This is a genomic window from Clostridiaceae bacterium HFYG-1003 (assembly GCA_024579835.1).
Taxonomy (GTDB): domain Bacteria; phylum Bacillota; class Clostridia; order Clostridiales; family Clostridiaceae; genus JG1575.
The window spans coordinates 3,273,287-3,289,512 of sequence record CP102060.1; the positions used below are offsets into that span (position 1 = coordinate 3,273,287).

16 protein-coding genes and 1 other annotated feature are annotated in these 16,226 nt (G+C 55.0%); of the genes, 12 read left to right on the plus strand and 4 right to left on the minus strand.

Annotated features, from left to right (window positions below):
- The first annotated feature begins 2 nt into the window (after positions 1–2).
- From NQU17_14715 to NQU17_14735, 5 genes are all read left to right on the plus strand, one after another.
- Positions 3–878: a CoA ester lyase gene (locus tag NQU17_14715; protein ID UUM11844.1), complete on the plus strand. Its 876-nt coding sequence runs from the start codon at positions 3–5 to the stop codon at positions 876–878.
- Complete coding sequence (gene citF, locus NQU17_14720) at positions 868–2,403, plus strand: citrate lyase subunit alpha (protein ID UUM11845.1); 1,536 nt, start codon at positions 868–870, stop codon at positions 2,401–2,403. The genes NQU17_14715 and citF overlap by 11 nt, the downstream gene beginning before the upstream one ends.
- A gap of 283 nt (positions 2,404–2,686) precedes the next feature.
- Positions 2,687–3,244 carry a TetR/AcrR family transcriptional regulator gene (locus tag NQU17_14725; protein ID UUM11846.1) on the plus strand — a complete coding sequence of 186 codons (558 nt, stop codon included), beginning with the start codon at positions 2,687–2,689 and terminating at the stop codon, positions 3,242–3,244.
- A gap of 162 nt (positions 3,245–3,406) precedes the next feature.
- Complete coding sequence (locus tag NQU17_14730; protein UUM11847.1) at positions 3,407–3,787, plus strand: HsmA family protein; 381 nt, start codon at positions 3,407–3,409, stop codon at positions 3,785–3,787.
- The gene (locus tag NQU17_14735; GenBank protein ID UUM11848.1) at positions 3,736–4,272 is read left to right on the plus strand and encodes a nitrous oxide-stimulated promoter family protein; all 537 of its coding nucleotides are present in this window, start codon (positions 3,736–3,738) and stop codon (positions 4,270–4,272) included. Before NQU17_14730 ends, NQU17_14735 begins: the two co-directional genes overlap by 52 nt.
- A gap of 577 nt (positions 4,273–4,849) precedes the next feature.
- On the opposite strand, the gene NQU17_14740 is transcribed toward NQU17_14735, so the two are convergent.
- Positions 4,850–5,749, minus strand: a complete 900-nt coding sequence (locus NQU17_14740) for a LysR family transcriptional regulator (protein UUM11849.1) — start codon at positions 5,747–5,749, stop codon at positions 4,850–4,852.
- Positions 5,750–5,872: 123 nt separating this feature from the next.
- On the opposite strand from NQU17_14740, the gene NQU17_14745 reads away from it, so the two are divergent.
- A complete protein-coding gene (locus NQU17_14745; protein UUM11850.1) occupies positions 5,873–6,883 on the plus strand; it encodes a YeiH family protein in 1,011 nt (336 codons plus the stop codon).
- Between the two features lie 121 nt (positions 6,884–7,004).
- Here the strand turns inward: NQU17_14745 and NQU17_14750 are convergent, their stop codons facing one another.
- Positions 7,005–7,487: a hypothetical protein gene (locus NQU17_14750; protein UUM11851.1), complete on the minus strand. Its 483-nt coding sequence runs from the start codon at positions 7,485–7,487 to the stop codon at positions 7,005–7,007.
- A gap of 3 nt (positions 7,488–7,490) precedes the next feature.
- Complete coding sequence (locus tag NQU17_14755) at positions 7,491–7,961, minus strand: 8-oxo-dGTP diphosphatase (GenBank protein UUM11852.1); 471 nt, start codon at positions 7,959–7,961, stop codon at positions 7,491–7,493.
- Positions 7,962–8,203: 242 nt separating this feature from the next.
- Here NQU17_14755 and NQU17_14760 point away from each other — a divergent pair, with 242 nt between their 5' ends.
- The 6 genes from NQU17_14760 (at position 8,204) to cysE (ending at position 14,016) form a co-directional block, all read left to right on the plus strand.
- A complete protein-coding gene (locus NQU17_14760; GenBank protein UUM11853.1) occupies positions 8,204–9,244 on the plus strand; it encodes a GNAT family N-acetyltransferase in 1,041 nt (346 codons plus the stop codon).
- Entirely contained in the window at positions 9,244–10,884 is a 1,641-nt protein-coding gene (gene ptsP / locus NQU17_14765) for a phosphoenolpyruvate--protein phosphotransferase (protein UUM13534.1), read from the plus strand. The genes NQU17_14760 and ptsP overlap by 1 nt, the downstream gene beginning before the upstream one ends.
- A gap of 93 nt (positions 10,885–10,977) precedes the next feature.
- Positions 10,978–11,292 (plus strand): thioredoxin, encoded by a 315-nt coding sequence (gene trxA / locus NQU17_14770; GenBank protein ID UUM11854.1) that lies wholly within the window; start codon positions 10,978–10,980, stop codon positions 11,290–11,292.
- Between the two features lie 302 nt (positions 11,293–11,594).
- The gene (locus tag NQU17_14775) at positions 11,595–12,113 is read left to right on the plus strand and encodes a GNAT family N-acetyltransferase (protein UUM11855.1); all 519 of its coding nucleotides are present in this window, start codon (positions 11,595–11,597) and stop codon (positions 12,111–12,113) included.
- 121 nt (positions 12,114–12,234) lie between these two features.
- Positions 12,235–12,462: a binding site (T-box leader), on the plus strand.
- Between the two features lie 90 nt (positions 12,463–12,552).
- Positions 12,553–13,443 (plus strand): cysteine synthase A, encoded by an 891-nt coding sequence (gene cysK, locus NQU17_14780; GenBank protein ID UUM11856.1) that lies wholly within the window; start codon positions 12,553–12,555, stop codon positions 13,441–13,443.
- 15 nt (positions 13,444–13,458) lie between these two features.
- Positions 13,459–14,016 (plus strand): serine O-acetyltransferase, encoded by a 558-nt coding sequence (gene cysE, locus NQU17_14785; GenBank protein ID UUM11857.1) that lies wholly within the window; start codon positions 13,459–13,461, stop codon positions 14,014–14,016.
- Between the two features lie 123 nt (positions 14,017–14,139).
- Here the strand turns inward: cysE and NQU17_14790 are convergent, their stop codons facing one another.
- Positions 14,140–16,185 carry a DUF2079 domain-containing protein gene (locus NQU17_14790; protein ID UUM11858.1) on the minus strand — a complete coding sequence of 682 codons (2,046 nt, stop codon included), beginning with the start codon at positions 16,183–16,185 and terminating at the stop codon, positions 14,140–14,142.
- Between the last annotated feature and the right edge of the window lie 41 nt (positions 16,186–16,226).

Here is a 16,226-nt window from a genome sequence, read left to right on the forward strand (position 1 = left end):
GCATGAAAGGACTCAGACGGAGTTTCCAGTTCGTTCCGGCCAATAACCCCGGAATGCTGATGAGCGCGGATATCCTGGGCGCCGATTCCATTATTTTTGACCTCGAGGATGCGGTAGCTCTGACGGAGAAGGATGCCGCCAGAGGTCTGCTGCGCGAAGCGCTTCAGGTATTTGACTACTCAGCCATTGAAGTGGTGGTGCGGATCAACCCCCCGGATTCGGGCTTCTGCCGGGCAGACATCCAGGCTTTGGCCGGAACGAAAGTCGATGCCATCCTGGTGCCTAAGGCAACGGTGGAGACCATGAGCCAGGTTCTGCCCTGGCTGGACGAGATCGGCTATGCCGGATCCATCCTGGCCCTGATTGAGTCGGCACTGGGTGTGGAACAGGCCTATGAGCTCACCCGCCTCGATTCCAGAATCGACGGCGTCCTGCTGGGCGGCGAAGACCTGACCAGCGACCTGGGCGTGATCCGGACCAAGGCGGGCAATGAGATCAACTATGCCCGGACCAGAGTCGTATCAGCCTGCAAGGCGGCCAAAATCACCTGCATCGATACCCCCTGGACCGATGCCGAAGATCTGGAGGGGCTTGCCCGGGATACAGAATATGCCCGTTCCATCGGCTTTAATGCCAAATCCTCCATCAATCCCCGACACCTGCCGGTCATCCATCAGGTCTTTGCCCCCAAGGGAAAAGAGATTCAGTACGCGCTGCGCGTAATGGAGGCGATGGAACTGGCCGCTCAGGAAGGCAAAGGGGTCTTTTCCCTGGACGGAAAAATGGTGGATGCCCCCATCATCGCCCGGGCCCGTCAGACCCTGGAGCTGGCCGAAGCACTGAACCTGGTCAAGGAGGGAGAATACTGTGGAAACTAAACATACATTGCCAGCTGAAATCGAAGGCTATGGCATAGTCACGCCATACCGCCAGGTGTTTGATCCCGAGCGGGTAAAGCCTTGCATTCCCCGTCCCGGCAAGATGTCCCGGCCGGGTCAGCCGAAGCTGCAGAAAGACCTGAGAAGCCTGATGGAAAGCCTGGAGCTGAAAGACGGCATGACCTTCTCCTTCCATCATCATCTGCGCAACGGCGACTATGTCCTGAATCTAGTCATGGAAGAAGTGCGCCGGCTGGGCCTCAAAAACATCCGGGTAGCAGCCTCGTCGCTGTTTCCCACTCATGCGCCGCTGGTTCAGCTGATGGAAGACGGCACCGTGACGGATATTCACACCGACTATATGTCCGGGCCCGTGGCTCAGGCTGTTTCCCGCGGCCAGCTGAAGCACCCGGCGGTCATGACGACCCACGGCGGCCGGCCCCGCGCCATTGCTGAGGGTGATGTCCACATTGATGTGGCCTTCATTGCCGCTCCGGCAGCGGATCCCAGCGGCAATCTCAACGGCGTGACCGGGCCTTCGGCCTGCGGCACCCTGGGCTATGCCATTGCCGATGCCGAATATGCCGATGTCGTGGTGGCGGTAACCGACCACCTGGAGCCGTATCCGCTGTGCCCCGCCGAAATTCGCCAGAACCTGGTTGATTATGTGGTGGTGGTGGATTCCATCGGGAATCCCAAGGGCATTGTTTCCGGGACCACGCAGATTACCAAGGATCCGGTGGGCCTGAAAATCGCCTCCGATACCCTGAAGGTACTGGCTGCTTCCGGACTGCTGAAAGAAGGACTGTCTTTCCAGACCGGTGCCGGCGGCATCTCCCTGGCTGTCGCCAAGGAACTCGAGATCTACATGAAGGAGCACGGCATCACCGGCAGCTTTGCCTCCGGCGGCATCACCGGCTACATTGTCCGCATGATGGAAGCCGGCCTGTTCAAGGCGCTGTGGGATGTCCAGTGCTTTGACCTGGACGCGGTGCGCAGCTTCCGGGAAAATCCGAATCACATGGCCATGTCCGGCGATCTGTACGGCAATCCCCACAACAAGGGAGCCGTGGTCAATGACCTGGATATCGTCATCCTGGGTGCCACTGAAATGGATCCTGAGTTCAATGTCAATGTCACCACCGGTTCCACCGGAATCATCATGGGCGGTTCCGGCGGCCATGCCGACACCGCGGCCGGTTCCAAGCTGACCGTCATTGTCTCCAAGCTGGTATCCGCCCGGATTCCGCTGATTAAGGAACGGGTCACCACCATTACCACCCCGGGTGAGACAGTGGATGTACTGGTAACCGACCGCGGCATCGCGGTCAACTCCAAGCGCCCGGAACTGGCAGAAGCCCTGCGCCAGGCAGGAGTAGCCGTCCACTCGATTGAAGAACTGCAGGCTTTGGCGGAACGCCTGACCGGCAAGCCCCAGCCGATTCAGACCGGGGAGCGCATCGTCGCCGTCGTGGAATACCGGGACGGTTCGGTTCTTGACGTCGTGCGTCAGGTGCTGGAGTAGACTTTCCATAACTTCGACCGGTCGATCCGCTCCGGTCAGCGGACTGGATCAGCCGACTGGATCAGCCGACCTGACCAGCCGACCGGATCAAAGGCAGAATGATTGTCTTCATCAAAGAAGGATCTCATGGAATGTTTTCGATGGGATTCTTCTTTTTTGGTCGGATCACCGGCTTTGGAGTGTTCGTGGCCAGGATTTAGACCAAGGCAGTCCGGGGTGGAAAGTGATTGACAATCCAAAGACTGATTGTTAAAATGAACATTGTTCAGTTTGGGGGTGGAGTATGAATACCATTGTTACTTCCAGAGAAGCAATTCTCGCGGCGGGAAAAGAAATTATGATTGAGTCCGGGGTGGAACGCCTGAGCATCCGCGATGTCGCGCAAAAATGCGGAATTTCAGTTGGTTCCGTCTACAATTATTTTCCGTCCAAGAGTGATCTGGTGGTGTCCACGATTGAATCCGTCTGGATTGAGATCATCATGGAACCAGGGGATGACAGCGCCGGGGTGAGTTTTACCGACCATTTACGGGCTTTATTCAACCGCATTCAAAAAGGCTGCCTGAAGTACCCTTCCTTTTTCAGTGTGCATTCATTAAACGCGGCTCAGTTTGACAAGACGAAGGGTCGGGAAGTCATGCAGCGGTATTTCAGCCATATGAAAAAGGGGCTGTTTGATTCGCTCGAGCAGGATCCGCTGGTAAAAAAGGGGGTTTTTACCAGTCAGTTTACCGAAAATGATTTTATCGAATTTGTTTTCACCAATCTCATGACATTGTTCATGAAACGCGTGAGTTCGTGTGACACGCTGTGTGAAATCGTGAAGCGCATTATTTATTAAGAAATCATTTACCCACCGTCCGGTGGGTTTTATTCAGGGTCAAACTGAACGATGTTCACTTAGGATTCAAGTGCTTCGTGTCCGGGGTATTTCATAAAACGAACGGAGCTGGGCCGGTTCAACCGGCTAAAGAGATTCACAATATTTCAGGAGGTTAGGATTATGTTAACATTAGCAATTATTCTTATCACCAGTGCACTCATTTTCTATACGGTCGGGGTTTGGGCTGAAAAGCTGCAGGGGAAACTCAAGCTGTGGCATACGGTTCTCTTCTTCATTGGGCTGGTGTTCGATACCACGGGTACCCTGACCATGGAATCCATCGCCAGGAGTAATCAGATTTCTGCTGCCGCAGTCGGGTTCAATCTGCACAGTCTCACCGGACTGGCTGCGATCCTGCTGATGCTGGTTCATGCGGTGTGGGCGAGCTGGGTACTGTATAAAAAAGATGAAGGGCAGGCCAAAACCTTTCATCGCTTCAGTCTGGTTGTATGGGTAATCTGGCTGATTCCATTCCTGTCAGGAATGATCTCCAAGATGTAGCCGCGAAGCATCCGTCGAATATGATTCACCCTTTGAACGGGCGGCCTGGAAGAACCGGCTTCAGACGGCAGCCTCAATCCGACACCGGCCTGTTCCCAGAGTCAAAAGAATATGAAAATGGAAAAGGATATGTGATGAAATCAAATCAGACAAACAGGATAACACAGCAGAAAAACACGATCGAAATCATGGTGAAATTATATTGCGCAAAGAACCACAGCGGTGACAATGAAGTTTGTCCCGACTGCAGGGAAGTGCTGGATTATGCCCTCACCCGCGTGAGCAATTGCCGGTATGGGGAGAACAAGCCGAACTGCGGGGACTGCAAAACCTGCTGCTACAAAAAAGACATGAAGTCAAAGATCACCCACATCATGAAATATTCCGGCCCGAGGTTACTGGTCCATCACCCCAGGGTGGCATTGGTGCACATTTTGGATAAATTCAGGTACCGCCCGCAAGAAAACAGCTCATCCAACTTGTAACCATGACAGCATACACTGCCGCCCCTGTCTCCATAACAACCGCCCGGGTTCCAGCGATCCTGGAGCGGATCACCCCCCTGACCTCAGTGCATTCCGTCAGATTCCGGACTAGTATCTCATTTGCCGCTGAATCTAATCTCTGTTCCACTTGAATGACCATTTCCCGATCATTCCCCGATATCCTCGTCATGTTACCCCAATCCCAATCGGGTCACTCATATCCCCATCGGGGCACTCATATTCCCATCAGGGCACCCCTTTTCCCATCAGGGCAGCCAATCACGAATCAGAGGATCTTAATCCGGATCCCAGTCCCCAGTCCCCAGTCCCCAATCCTCAATCCCCAATCCGGATCCCCCAATCATGGTGGGCAGTCCATTTCGGGAAAAAACTCCAGAAGCAGGTACATGTCTTGTGCATAACTGCTTCTGGAGTTTTTTTGATCATCCGTTCAGGAAAAGTCATTCGATCGATTCTCGGCATAGCCTCGATCATGGTTCCGGCTATGCCGATTTTTTGTACTGCGCTGACTTTTTTCGTTTGAGGAAGTCAGCGGATGAACCCCTGTTTTCAGGGTTCAGTCCTGGATCTCAAGGAAGGTCTGTTTCAGGAGTTCATAGATCGTCAGGTAGCGTGAGCGGAAGTAGCTGTCCTTCAGCAGGACGAAATTAAATTCACGCTGTTCCGAAAAACCGGGGATATGGATCACCGCGAGACGACCTTCCTCAATTTCCTTTCGCCCGGCCACCTCAAACAGAAACGTAATGCCCAGATCATCGGCTACCATTTTCTTGATGGCCGCCATATTGCCTATTTCGATCACTTTCTGAAAGGCGTGGAGCGAATAGTTATTTTTCTGCAGGATGTTTTCAAATATCTCCCGTGTGCCCGAACCCTGCTCCCGCAGTATGAGGCGGCTTTCGGTCAGCTTCTTGAAACTTGCCGCTCCTTGCGCCAGTTCTGATTTCGGGGAACAGACGGGAACAAACCGTTCGAGACTGAACAGGGTGGAGTCGTACTGTGACTGATCGAACAGGCCTTCCACCACAATGAAATCCAGTTCACCGCTGTTCAGTCGCTCCAGCAGAACCTGGGTATTTGCGACGGACATATGGATTTTCAGGTCCGGGTATCTGTTCAGCAGGCGGGAGAGGATTCCAGGCATCACATACTCCCCGATCGACAGGGTGGCCCCGAAGGAAAACTGCATCGGAGCTGTCTGCGGGGACTGAATGTTCTCCTTGAAGTGTTTGGCATCCGAAAATACCGTCATGGCAAATTCTCTTAACTGTTCACCTTGCTGGGTCAGTCGGATTTTCCGGTTGGAGGTATCAATCAGCCGGCAGCCGTAGAGCTCTTCCAGATGTTTCATGTGCTGTGATACGGCAGGCTGCGTCAGATGCAGAATCTCTGCTGCTTTCGTATAGCTTCGGCAGGAGCATAACGTTAAAAATGTTTCGTGTCTGAAATCAAGCATTATTTGGCACTCCATAATTTTAAGTAATAGATGAATAAGGATATATAATTTTAATTTATCAAATAGGAGTGATAAAATCAAACACAGGTCAACATCATCGAGAAGGAAAGGAATTTTATTCGTATGAGTCATGTGAAAAAGTACATCCCGGGGATCACGCTCTCGGGCGCAATTGCCGCGGCGGCGTTTCTGATCAGCGATCTTCTCCCGGCCGGCATCCTGGGAGGAACACTCCTGGCACTGATTATAGGCATGCTGCTGAATCCGCTGATCGGATCCAATGAGGCGGTTGAAGCGGGGATCAACTGGTCCTCAAAGAGAATTCTCCGGACGGGGATCATCCTGGCGGGGATCACGCTCAGCTTTTCTCAGGTTATTCAGGCTGGAAAGTATGCGTTGATCCTCATGGTGTTTACGCTGGCGACCTCTTTCGGAGTGGGGTATCTGTGCAAGAAAGTCTTCAAGATCAACTGGAAGCTGGCCAGCCTTCTGTCGGTCAGCACCGCGATTTGCGGAGGCACTGCAGTGGCAACCCTGGGACCGGCCATTCGGGCCAAGAACCGGGATATTGCCTACGCGATATCCGCAACCTTTATTTTTGACATCATTACTGTGATTGCCTTTCCCTGGATCGGACGACTGCTCGGTCTTGGCGATACCGGATACGGCCTGTGGATCGGTACCGCGGTGAATGACACTTCATCGGTCGTCGCGGCGGGATATGCCTTTTCCGATGCGGCCGGGGTGCTGGCAACCATCGTGAAGCTGACGCGAACGCTGTTCATTGTTCCGGTCGTTCTGATCTTTTCCTGGATCTACGCAAAAAAAGAAGCGGATTCCCAGGCAGCGGAGAAGGTTGAGCTGGCAAAGATTTTTCCCTGGTTCATTCTGGGCTTTCTCGCTGTGGTCGCCATCCGAAGCGTCGGGTTGGTACCGGAGAGCCTGGTCCCAGGCATCGTGTTTTTTTCCAAATTTTTCCTGTCCATGGCACTGGCAGCGATCGGGCTGAAAACCAGCCTCAGGGAAGTCGCAGGGGTCGGCATCAAGCCGATGATCGCCGGAGTAATCATCGATACGTCAGTAGTATTCGTATCGCTGTTTGCTCAGGCAGGCATCCTGCACTATCTGAAATAACGTTCGGCGGTCAGCCAGCGGTTGAAAGAGAAAAGACTACATCAAAGGACATACCCTTCGATGCAGTCTTTTTTTGAACCTCGCTGCCGACGGCTCGGGCGGATGAAACCCGGAGTCCGGATTAAGGCCTGGTCTGTTCCTCGATGCTTTCCGAATCCGTCTGATTGGACAGGGGATCGGGCTCTGATACGATCTGACGGATCAGATTCACCATGCCGTGGTCGTCAATCAGAACATAATGGTAGGGCAGGGCCAGTCCTTCGGTTTTCATGACAGAGTTCTTCATAAAAATATACTTGTTTTCATACTTGCCGCGGGAATACCAGATGGCCATGGTGGCCACTTCCTGTCCCGGTACGATGGGCGCCAGTCCCGGCTTAAGTTCCATGGCAGCCAGGGTTTCGGTCAGGGCTTCGATTTCGTTGACGTGGACCGTTCGCAGAACCCGGGTCTGGTCACCGTAAGTCAGGATGATATGGCGGACATCGCGGTAGTCGATGGCTTCGGGAATAGCCCGGCCTCGCCCCAGAATCAGGGAGTAGGAGAGGATCAGGAGCGCCGCCAGACAGAGGCCGCTGATGATTCGATTGGTGCGTTGTTTCATGGATTAAGCTCCTTCGTCAAATGTCAGAGGCGAATCGCCGGTTGAACCGTAGGTTCCGAACGCTTCCTGCACGCCGCCCTCGAAAAACAAGGGGAGCTGCTGGAGAAAGCCGGGGCACAGCCGGACCGTCGGAAGCTCGGCCAGGGGCAGCCAGGCCACAGGGCCTTCGGCTGAGTCGTGCAGCGAGCCGCCCAGGGCTTTGGACCGCACGCAATGAACCAGATACCGTTCGCCGTTCTCCCGGTTCAGCCAGTGAATGAGTCCGGTCAGGCGCAGCTGATGAATCCGGATGCCGGTTTCCTCCAGCACTTCCCGGCGGGCGCAGTCCAGCACGGACTCATCCGCTTCCAGATGACCTCCGGGAAAGGTAATGCCGGGCCAGGATTTGATCCGCTCCAGGGTCAGTACTTCATCCTGGTCGTTGGTCACCATCACCATCACGGTGAGATGACAGGCTGTGGTTTCCTGAAACATGACAAATCCTCCTTTTATGGTCGATTTTGCTCTGAGATTTTAACACATGATTCCATTATACGGAGTGGAAAGCCATTCCGTAAAGGGACGATTCATGTTCTCCCGCTTTCTCCGGGACCGCACTTTCCTGGGGGGCCTTCTCCGGGGATCGGTAACGCCCGGTCAGGAGCAGGTGGTTTTCACCAACCGGGGTTAGCATCGGTTGGTGATATAATGGAATCAGAAACAAAGCGAGGGATTCTATGTATTATCCGGAAAAAATCAATCTGAACAATCCGCGGGCCATCCGTGAAGTGCGCGATTGGCTGGCCCGGCACTTTCATTTGAACTATGGCCCAGACGCCCAGGCGACCTATGTGGTGCGCGGGGAGGAGGAGCTGATTGCCACGGCTTCGCGCAGCGGCAATGTCTTTAAGTATTTCGGCATTCACCCCGATCACCAGGGGGAGAATCTGACCTCGATCCTTTTGGGCGCCCTCCTGGATGATGCCTTCGCCCAGGGCATCTATCATTACTTTATTTTTACGTCGCCGGCCAGCCGGCCGCTTTTTCAGGCAGCCGGCTTTCAGCTCGTCATGGAAAATGAGTATGCCGCGCTGCTGGAGTCCGGCAATCGCGATATCAACTCCTACCTGGGTGAGCTCCGGCAGGAGCTGGGGGAGCCCGCCGGCACCCGCGGGGCAATTGTGATGAATCTGAACCCCATGACGCTGGGACACCTCTATCTGATTGAAACAGCCCGCCGTCAGGTGGATGAGCTGATCATCTTCCTGGTGGAGGAGGATCTGTCGCTGGTGCCGTTCCGCGACCGTCTGGCCATCGCCCGGGAAGCCGCCAGGGACTTGCCTGGCGTCAAAGTTCTTCCCGGGGGACCCTACATCATTTCTCAGGCGACTTTTCCCACCTATTTTCTGAAGCGGATGGATGACGAACTGGCAGCCTACACAACCACCGACGCAGGAATTTTTGCGAATTACTATGCCCGGCAGCTGGGGATCACCCACCGGTTTGTGGGAGAGGAACCCCTTGATCCAGTGACCGGAGCCTACAATGAGGCTCTGGCCAGGGAACTGGGGAAAACCGGCATTGCGTTCAGCATCATTCCGCGGGTGGAAGCCGAAGGCGGCGTAATCAGCGCCTCCAGAGTGCGGCGACATCTGGCCCGGGATGAATATGAGCAGGCTTTCCGCCTGGTTCCGCCGGCCACCCGGCGCTATCTGGAATCGACCGCGGGAGCTGACCTCATCACGAAAATCAAGGCAGAGGAGGCGAACATAAAGTGATATACCAGGGAATTGCGGCGGCCGAGGGGTACGCCAGCGGCATAGTGCATCTGAAGCGGGACTGGGAACTGCTGATTGAGACCGGAAACCATTATGATCCACGTCAGGAACTGGCTCGCCTGGAGCAGGCCCGTCAGGAAGCCAGGCTTCAGCTGGAGGAAATTCGCCGTCAGGCAGCCATTGATCTGGGCGAAGATCACGCGGCAGTCTTTGATGCGCATCTGATGTTTCTGGAGGATCCGGAGTACATGGGAGCGGTGGAGTCAAAAATCCGGCAGGAGCGCCTGTCTTCCATGGCAGCCCTGGCCGAGGTGTCCGATCAGTTCGGTCAGATGTTTGCCTCGCTGGAGGATGAATACATGAGGGAACGGGCAGCCGATCTGGAAGACGTCAGCCGGCGACTGCTGCGCATCCTGTCCGGTGAACAGCCCGAGGAAGAGTCTCATGCCGAACAAACCGTGCTGGTGGCCAGGGATCTGACGCCTTCGGATACAGCAGCACTGGATCGTTCGAAAGTCATCGCCTTTGTCACCGATGCCGGCGGGCGGACCTCACACACCGCCATCATGGCCCGTTCCATGCAAATTCCGGCAGTGGTCGGCCTGAAGAACATCACCGCCCGGGTGAAGAGCGGAGACCATATGCTGGTGGACGGAAACCGGGGGGAAGTCCTGGTTAATCCGACTCCGGAACAGATTCGGATGTTTCACGAACAGGAACAGGAATACCGGGAGGAGCAGGAAGCGCTGCGCCGCCTGATTCATGTCCGGACCCGGACGCTGGACGGCAAGGACATTGAAGTAGCCGCCAATATCAGCCGGCCTCAGGATGTCGACCAGGCCATTGCCAACGGGGCCGACGGAATCGGACTCTACCGGACGGAATTCCTGTACATGAACCGCCTGGACCTGCCCAGCGAAGAGGAACAGGTGGAAGCCTTCCGCTATGTTCTGGAACGGATGGAGGGCAAGCCGGTCATCATCCGAACCCTGGACATCGGCGGCGACAAGGCGGCCCACTCCCTGGATCTGCCCCGGGAGGAGAACCCCTTCCTCGGGTATCGGGCCATCCGGCTTTGCCTGGATCGCCCCGACCTGTTCAAGGTTCAGCTGCGGGCTCTGCTGCGGGCCTCGGTGTATGGCAATCTGAAGGTGATGTTTCCCATGATTTCCGGCATCGAGGAGTACCGGGCAGCCATGGCCCTGGTTGAAGACTGCCAGGCCGAACTGGACCGGGAGAATATTCCCTGGAGCAAAACCATAGCCTGGGGCATTACGGTGGAGATTCCCTCCACCGCCATTATGGGAAAAGAGATTGCCTCTGAAGTTGACTTTCTCTCCATTGGAACCAATGACCTGACCCAGTACACCCTGGCCTGCGACCGGATGTCCGAAAAAGTTTCAGGACTGTACGACCCCATGCATCCTGCCGTCCTGCGCCTGATACAGATGACCATCGAAGGCGGCCATGCCTGGGGAAAAAGCGTCGGAATGTGCGGCGAAATGGCAGGAGATCCGGAAGCCATCGCGTTCCTGGTCCGGCTCGGACTGGATCAGTTCAGCATGGCCCCCGGCGGAATTCTGTCAGCCCGGGAGATCATTCTGCAGAGCGAAGCAGGGGATCCGGTCGATAAATATTAAAAAACTCTTCATACTTCCCGCCCTTTATTTAAAATATTTGACGGGTTTGTCTGATATAATCAATTTACATTGAAGTCGAGGAGGACAAGTAGAATGATCGAACATGTTACAGACTCCAATTTCGCTGACGTAGTGGAAAAAAGCAGCGAATTGGTATTAGTTGATTTTTGGGCCAGCTGGTGCGGTCCCTGCAAAATGCTGGGTCCCATCTTTGAAGAAGTGTCCGGTGAAGTTGCCGGCGTGACTTTTGCCAAGCTGAATGTAGATGAAAACCCCTCCACCGCTGCCCGTTATCGCGTTGGATCCATCCCAACCGTACTCGCCATTAAGAACGGCCGGGTCGTGGATACCATGGTCGGTTTCAAACCGAAGGCTGAAATCAAGAAATTTGTTGAAAGAAACCGTTAATCCGGTATTCCAGTAAGCAAAGCCAAACTTCAATAAACTCAAAAAACCAGGCCTCGCCTGGTTTTTTGCATCGAAGCATTTCATTGAAAACGGCCAACTGTCCGCTTGAATCCCAGAAGACCCGGTTTGCGGAACAGTCGATTTACGGAACAGCTGGAGCAAAGAACAATGGGTCACGGTACAGTCGGAGCAAAGAACAGCGGATTCTGGAACAGTCGGATCGAGAAACAGTCGGATCGAGAAACAGTCGGACCATATACTGTCGGATCCAAACGTTGGATCATAAAAGAGGAGAGAAACCAATGACCTATCAATTGCATTCCATTGAGGGCGAGGAGGACCGGCAAAAGATCCTTGAGATATTCCAGTCCAATCCCGGATATTTTCTGATGTTTCAGGGAAGGACCGCGCAGATGAGTGATGTCCTTTCGATCCTGGAGGAACGTCCGCCCGGCGACCCTTTGGTCGACAAGCAGTTCTGCCTGATTGAGGGGCAGACCGGGCAAGGCTCTCGGCCGGCCGCTGTGGCCGACTGGCTCAGGGATTACCCGGAAGCCGGCATCTGGTACGTTGGACTCTTCATGACGGCGGCTTCCCTTCATGGGACTGGCCAGTCCAGGGCAATCTACCGGTGGCTGGAAGAGCAGCTTCGGTCGGAAGGAGCGGTCAGAATCCGGCTGGCTGTGCTGAGGGACAATCACCGCGCCCTGCGTTTCTGGCATAACGCCGGCTTCCGCGAAACTGACCGCAGAACCCACGCCGGGGAGGGCGTCACGCATCAGGTCATCGTCCTGGAGAAGCATCTGATGACCAGGGACTGAACTGGGCGTCAATGCTGAGGAATAAGAGAAGAAAAAATAATTTTGTGAAAAATCTGGGAGCCCGTTGCCTTTTTTGATTGGAAGCAATATAATTAGGAACATAATCCCAACTGAATTACTAGGAAATACAGCGAAAAAGGAAAGTAGTCTGTCACGAATTTTTAGAGAGAGCGTCTCATCGGCTGAAAGGATGCTTATTGGAAGGACAGGGGAAGTGCCCTTTGGAGTACAGCACCGAATCAAGTAGGCTGCTGCGGAACCACCCGTTAACGTGGAGTAGCATGATCGTGCTATGGAAAAGTGGGCAAAAGCAATTAGAGTGGAACCGCGGAATTCATCCGTCTCTTGGATAAGAGATGGATTTTTTGTTTTTTCGCAGACCTTCACGCTCGAATTTGCTAGTTATTTCAGAGGAAATCAAAGAAAGAAGGTTATACAGATGGACATCAGAACTACATTGGATCTTGTAGGGAATACACCGGTGGTCAAGCTGCCGGGAGAGAATATTTATCTTAAAATGGAGAAATTCAATCCGGGCGGCAGTGTTAAGGATCGGGCAGCCCTGGGCATGATCCGGGAAGCGGAAAGCCAGGGCCTGCTCAAAAAGAACGGGACCATCGTGGAACCGACCAGCGGAAATACCGGCATTGCCCTGGCTCTGATCGGGCGCATGTCGGGCTATCGCGTCATCATCACCATGCCTGAAACCATGAGCGTAGAGCGGCGCAGCATCCTGGCGGCACACGGAGCGACCCTGATCCTGACCGAAGGAACCAAAGGAATGAGCGGTGCCATCGAACGGGCCAGGGAACTGGTCGCGGCGGATCCCTCCATGTTCATGCCCGATCAGTTCAATAATCCGGCCAATGCGAGGATTCACTATATGACCACGGGACCGGAAATCCTGCGTCAGCTGCCTGAGGTGGATATCTTCACGGCGGGGGTGGGAACCGGCGGTACCATCACCGGCGTATCCCGGCGGCTGAAGGAGCATAGTGCCGCCATCCGCACCGTTGCGGTGGAACCGGCCAAATCAGCCGTTCTGTCCGGCAGCGGCCCGGCTCCCCACAAGATTCAGGGCATCGGCGCCGGATTCATTCCCGGAAACTATCAGTCAGAGTATGTGGACGAGATTTTGACGATCACCGATGAGGAAGCGATTGATACGGCGGTGGAAGTTTCGGCTGCCATCGGCATGCTGGTGGGGATCTCCACCGGAGCCAATGTGGCGGCAGCCCGCCAGCTGGCCAAACGCTATGGTCAGGACAAGAACATCATGACCATCTCACCGGACGGCGGAGAAAAGTACCTGTCCATGGTGAAATATTAGAAGGAGGAAACCCTGATGATTCGATTAATACGATCCCTGCTGGAGGATGTTGATTCCGTCCTGGAACGTGACCCGGCTGCTCAAAACCGCTGGGAGGTCCTCCTGCTTTATCCCCATATCAAGGCGATCCTGGCTCACCGCATCGCCCATTCGCTCTACCTGAAAAATCATCGTTTTCTGGCCCGCTGGATCGCCAATATTGCCCGCCGGCGGACCGGCATTGAAATTCATCCGGGAGCTCTGATCGGCAAAGGATTGTTCATTGATCACGGCATGGGGGTGGTCATTGGTGAAACCGCCATCATCGGCAATGACGTGACCATGTTCCATGGCGCGACGCTGGGCGGCACCGGCCGGGACAAGGGGAAACGGCATCCGACAGTGGGCGACCATGTCGTGATCGGCGCCTCCGCGAAAGTGCTGGGTGACATCTACATTGCTACCGGTACCAAAATCGGCGCTAACGCAGTAGTTCTGAAGGACACCGCTCCTTACACCACCGTGGTCGGCGTTCCGGCTTCAGAAGTTCAGCCCCGCGGCCGCATCCTGTCCCTGCTGGATTACGCGATTTAATCCAACCCGAAGCGCATCGAACCCGAAAGCCCCCCGTTTGTCAGAAATCCAGTGGATTCGGACCAACGAGGGGCTGATTGCTTCTTCGGAGCCCATGACCTCTCCATACAGAGCGGCGCTGGCTCAATCGCCGGCTGTTGGCGATTTCAGGATCAGCAGCTGCTGATCCAGCTGGGTTTTGATCACATAGCCATCTGTCAGGAAGCGCGGGACGAGCTTTTCGTGGTCTCCCTTATACACCGGCCGCAGATCCACCACTATGTAATCGGCGGGGAAATAGCCGGTCGGCGTGACATTGTAGCTCAGATCATACAGCTCTTTTCGCTGGGACAGCGCACCGGTCAGAAAATCCGAAGCCAGGACGCTGGCTGAGTCAGGGATTTCGGCCAGGGCTTCCTTCATGACTGACAGGGAAGCGGCTTCGGTGCGGAGCAGCGCGGGATACTGTTCGTAGTCCAAAAGGTGCAAGCCGGAGAATAAATATCCGCTGGCCAGGGCCCCTGCCAGGAGAAGGCCAGTCAGCCGGGATGGCTTCAAGGATGCCGGTTCGGGGGTGGTCAGACTGTCCTGATCGGACAGAAATAGAATGGCCAGGTAGAACAGCAGGATATAGGATCCGTAATTATACTGGAAGCGAATATCAAACTGATACTGGTAGTCTACCATCAGGTTCATCAGCAGGAAGGGGACGAGCAGCACCCAGCGGCTGAGACGGCGGGTTAACAGCGGCAGGAATCCAAGCGGAGCCAGCATCTGAATCAGATAGGGCAGCTTGTCTTCCCGGTAGATCTGGGAGAGAATGAATCCCGGGTTGCGCCAGACCGCAAAGGGGACGGACAGCAGGGACCACTGGGGCACGCTGATCAGACTGTGGAAGCGGTCGGTCATGGCTCCGTCCCCGAACTCATTGAGAAAACGGACAGCACCCATGAAATAGAGTCCGGATACGCCCAGCATAGCCAGGCCCTGGCGGACCATCCGCCGATCCAGGATCATGAAGGCGGCCAGAGCCCAGAGATAGATCACCGCGTCCTCCTTGACCGACAGGGTCAGGAGCGTCATGACGGCAAGGCCGAGGTTGGACCGCTTTTCAATGAACCAGATCAGCCATAACAGGATGGGCACCAGGAAGCAGTTCTCGTGCAGGTCGTAAAAGTTGGACGTGATCAGGGGCGTCGAAACCAGGAAAACACCGCACAGGATTCCCTGAATCATCCGATTCAGCTGGCGCTGGCGCAGGATCAGGACCAGAGGGAATACACCCGATGCCACCACCATTGCCTGAAACACATTCAGGGCAGCTGGCGAGCGGAAAACCAGATAAAAAGGCAGAAGCAGGTAATAGATGGGCGAGAGGTGAACCTTGAAGTGAGACAGGGGCATGTTCCGTTCCAGGGTCGTGACCGGCTGCAGCGTTTCGGCCAGGTTATGGAACATCTGGGCAAACAGGTTGAAGTCATAGGTGGGGGTGGAGAGGCTTTCCACCCGGGCATACAGAATCCGGCCGAGCAGAATGGCCTGGATCAGGAAGACAGCGGCCGCCACTCCCCAAACGGCACCCGCGGTTCGCGGCAGAATTCTTCGCCGCGCAAGCAGTACGCCGAAGATTACGGCCAACCCCAACCAGGCCAGCAGCAGAGGGAACAGAATGCCTGTTTCGACCCCAAGGTAGTTAGCCAGTGATTCTCCCAGTCCGGACCAGGGAACCACCCACACATTCCGGATGAGCAGAAGTCCGCCGGCCAGAGTCAGGATGCGGTCACCCAGCGGGCCGCCGTTCCAGGAGGATCGATGGATCTCCCTGGCCAGGATAAAGGCGGTCAGATTCACCATCAGGTGAGTGACCGACGGAATCTCATAGTCCAGCCGCCACAGAACGCCTGTGGAGAAGATCAGCCAGCTCAGATACAGAATTCTGCTGTAGGGATCGGCTCCGACATACTCATCCAGTGCTGGAGCGGTCCATAAGAGCAGACCCGTCAGCCCCAGAAAGAGCAGAAGCAACGGCAGCGTTCCGCTTAATCCAGCATAACTCAGGGAGAAATAATCCGCGGTTCGGCGGTGAACCAGATTCATCACCGCACTGGACATCAGCCAGGCAGAGAGCACGGTCACTGCGATTTGTTCCAAGGTTTGGATTGGTGCCCGCAGGCGGTTGGTTCGTTTCATACTAAACCTCACAAAATACAATTAGGCAAGATCCAGGGGGC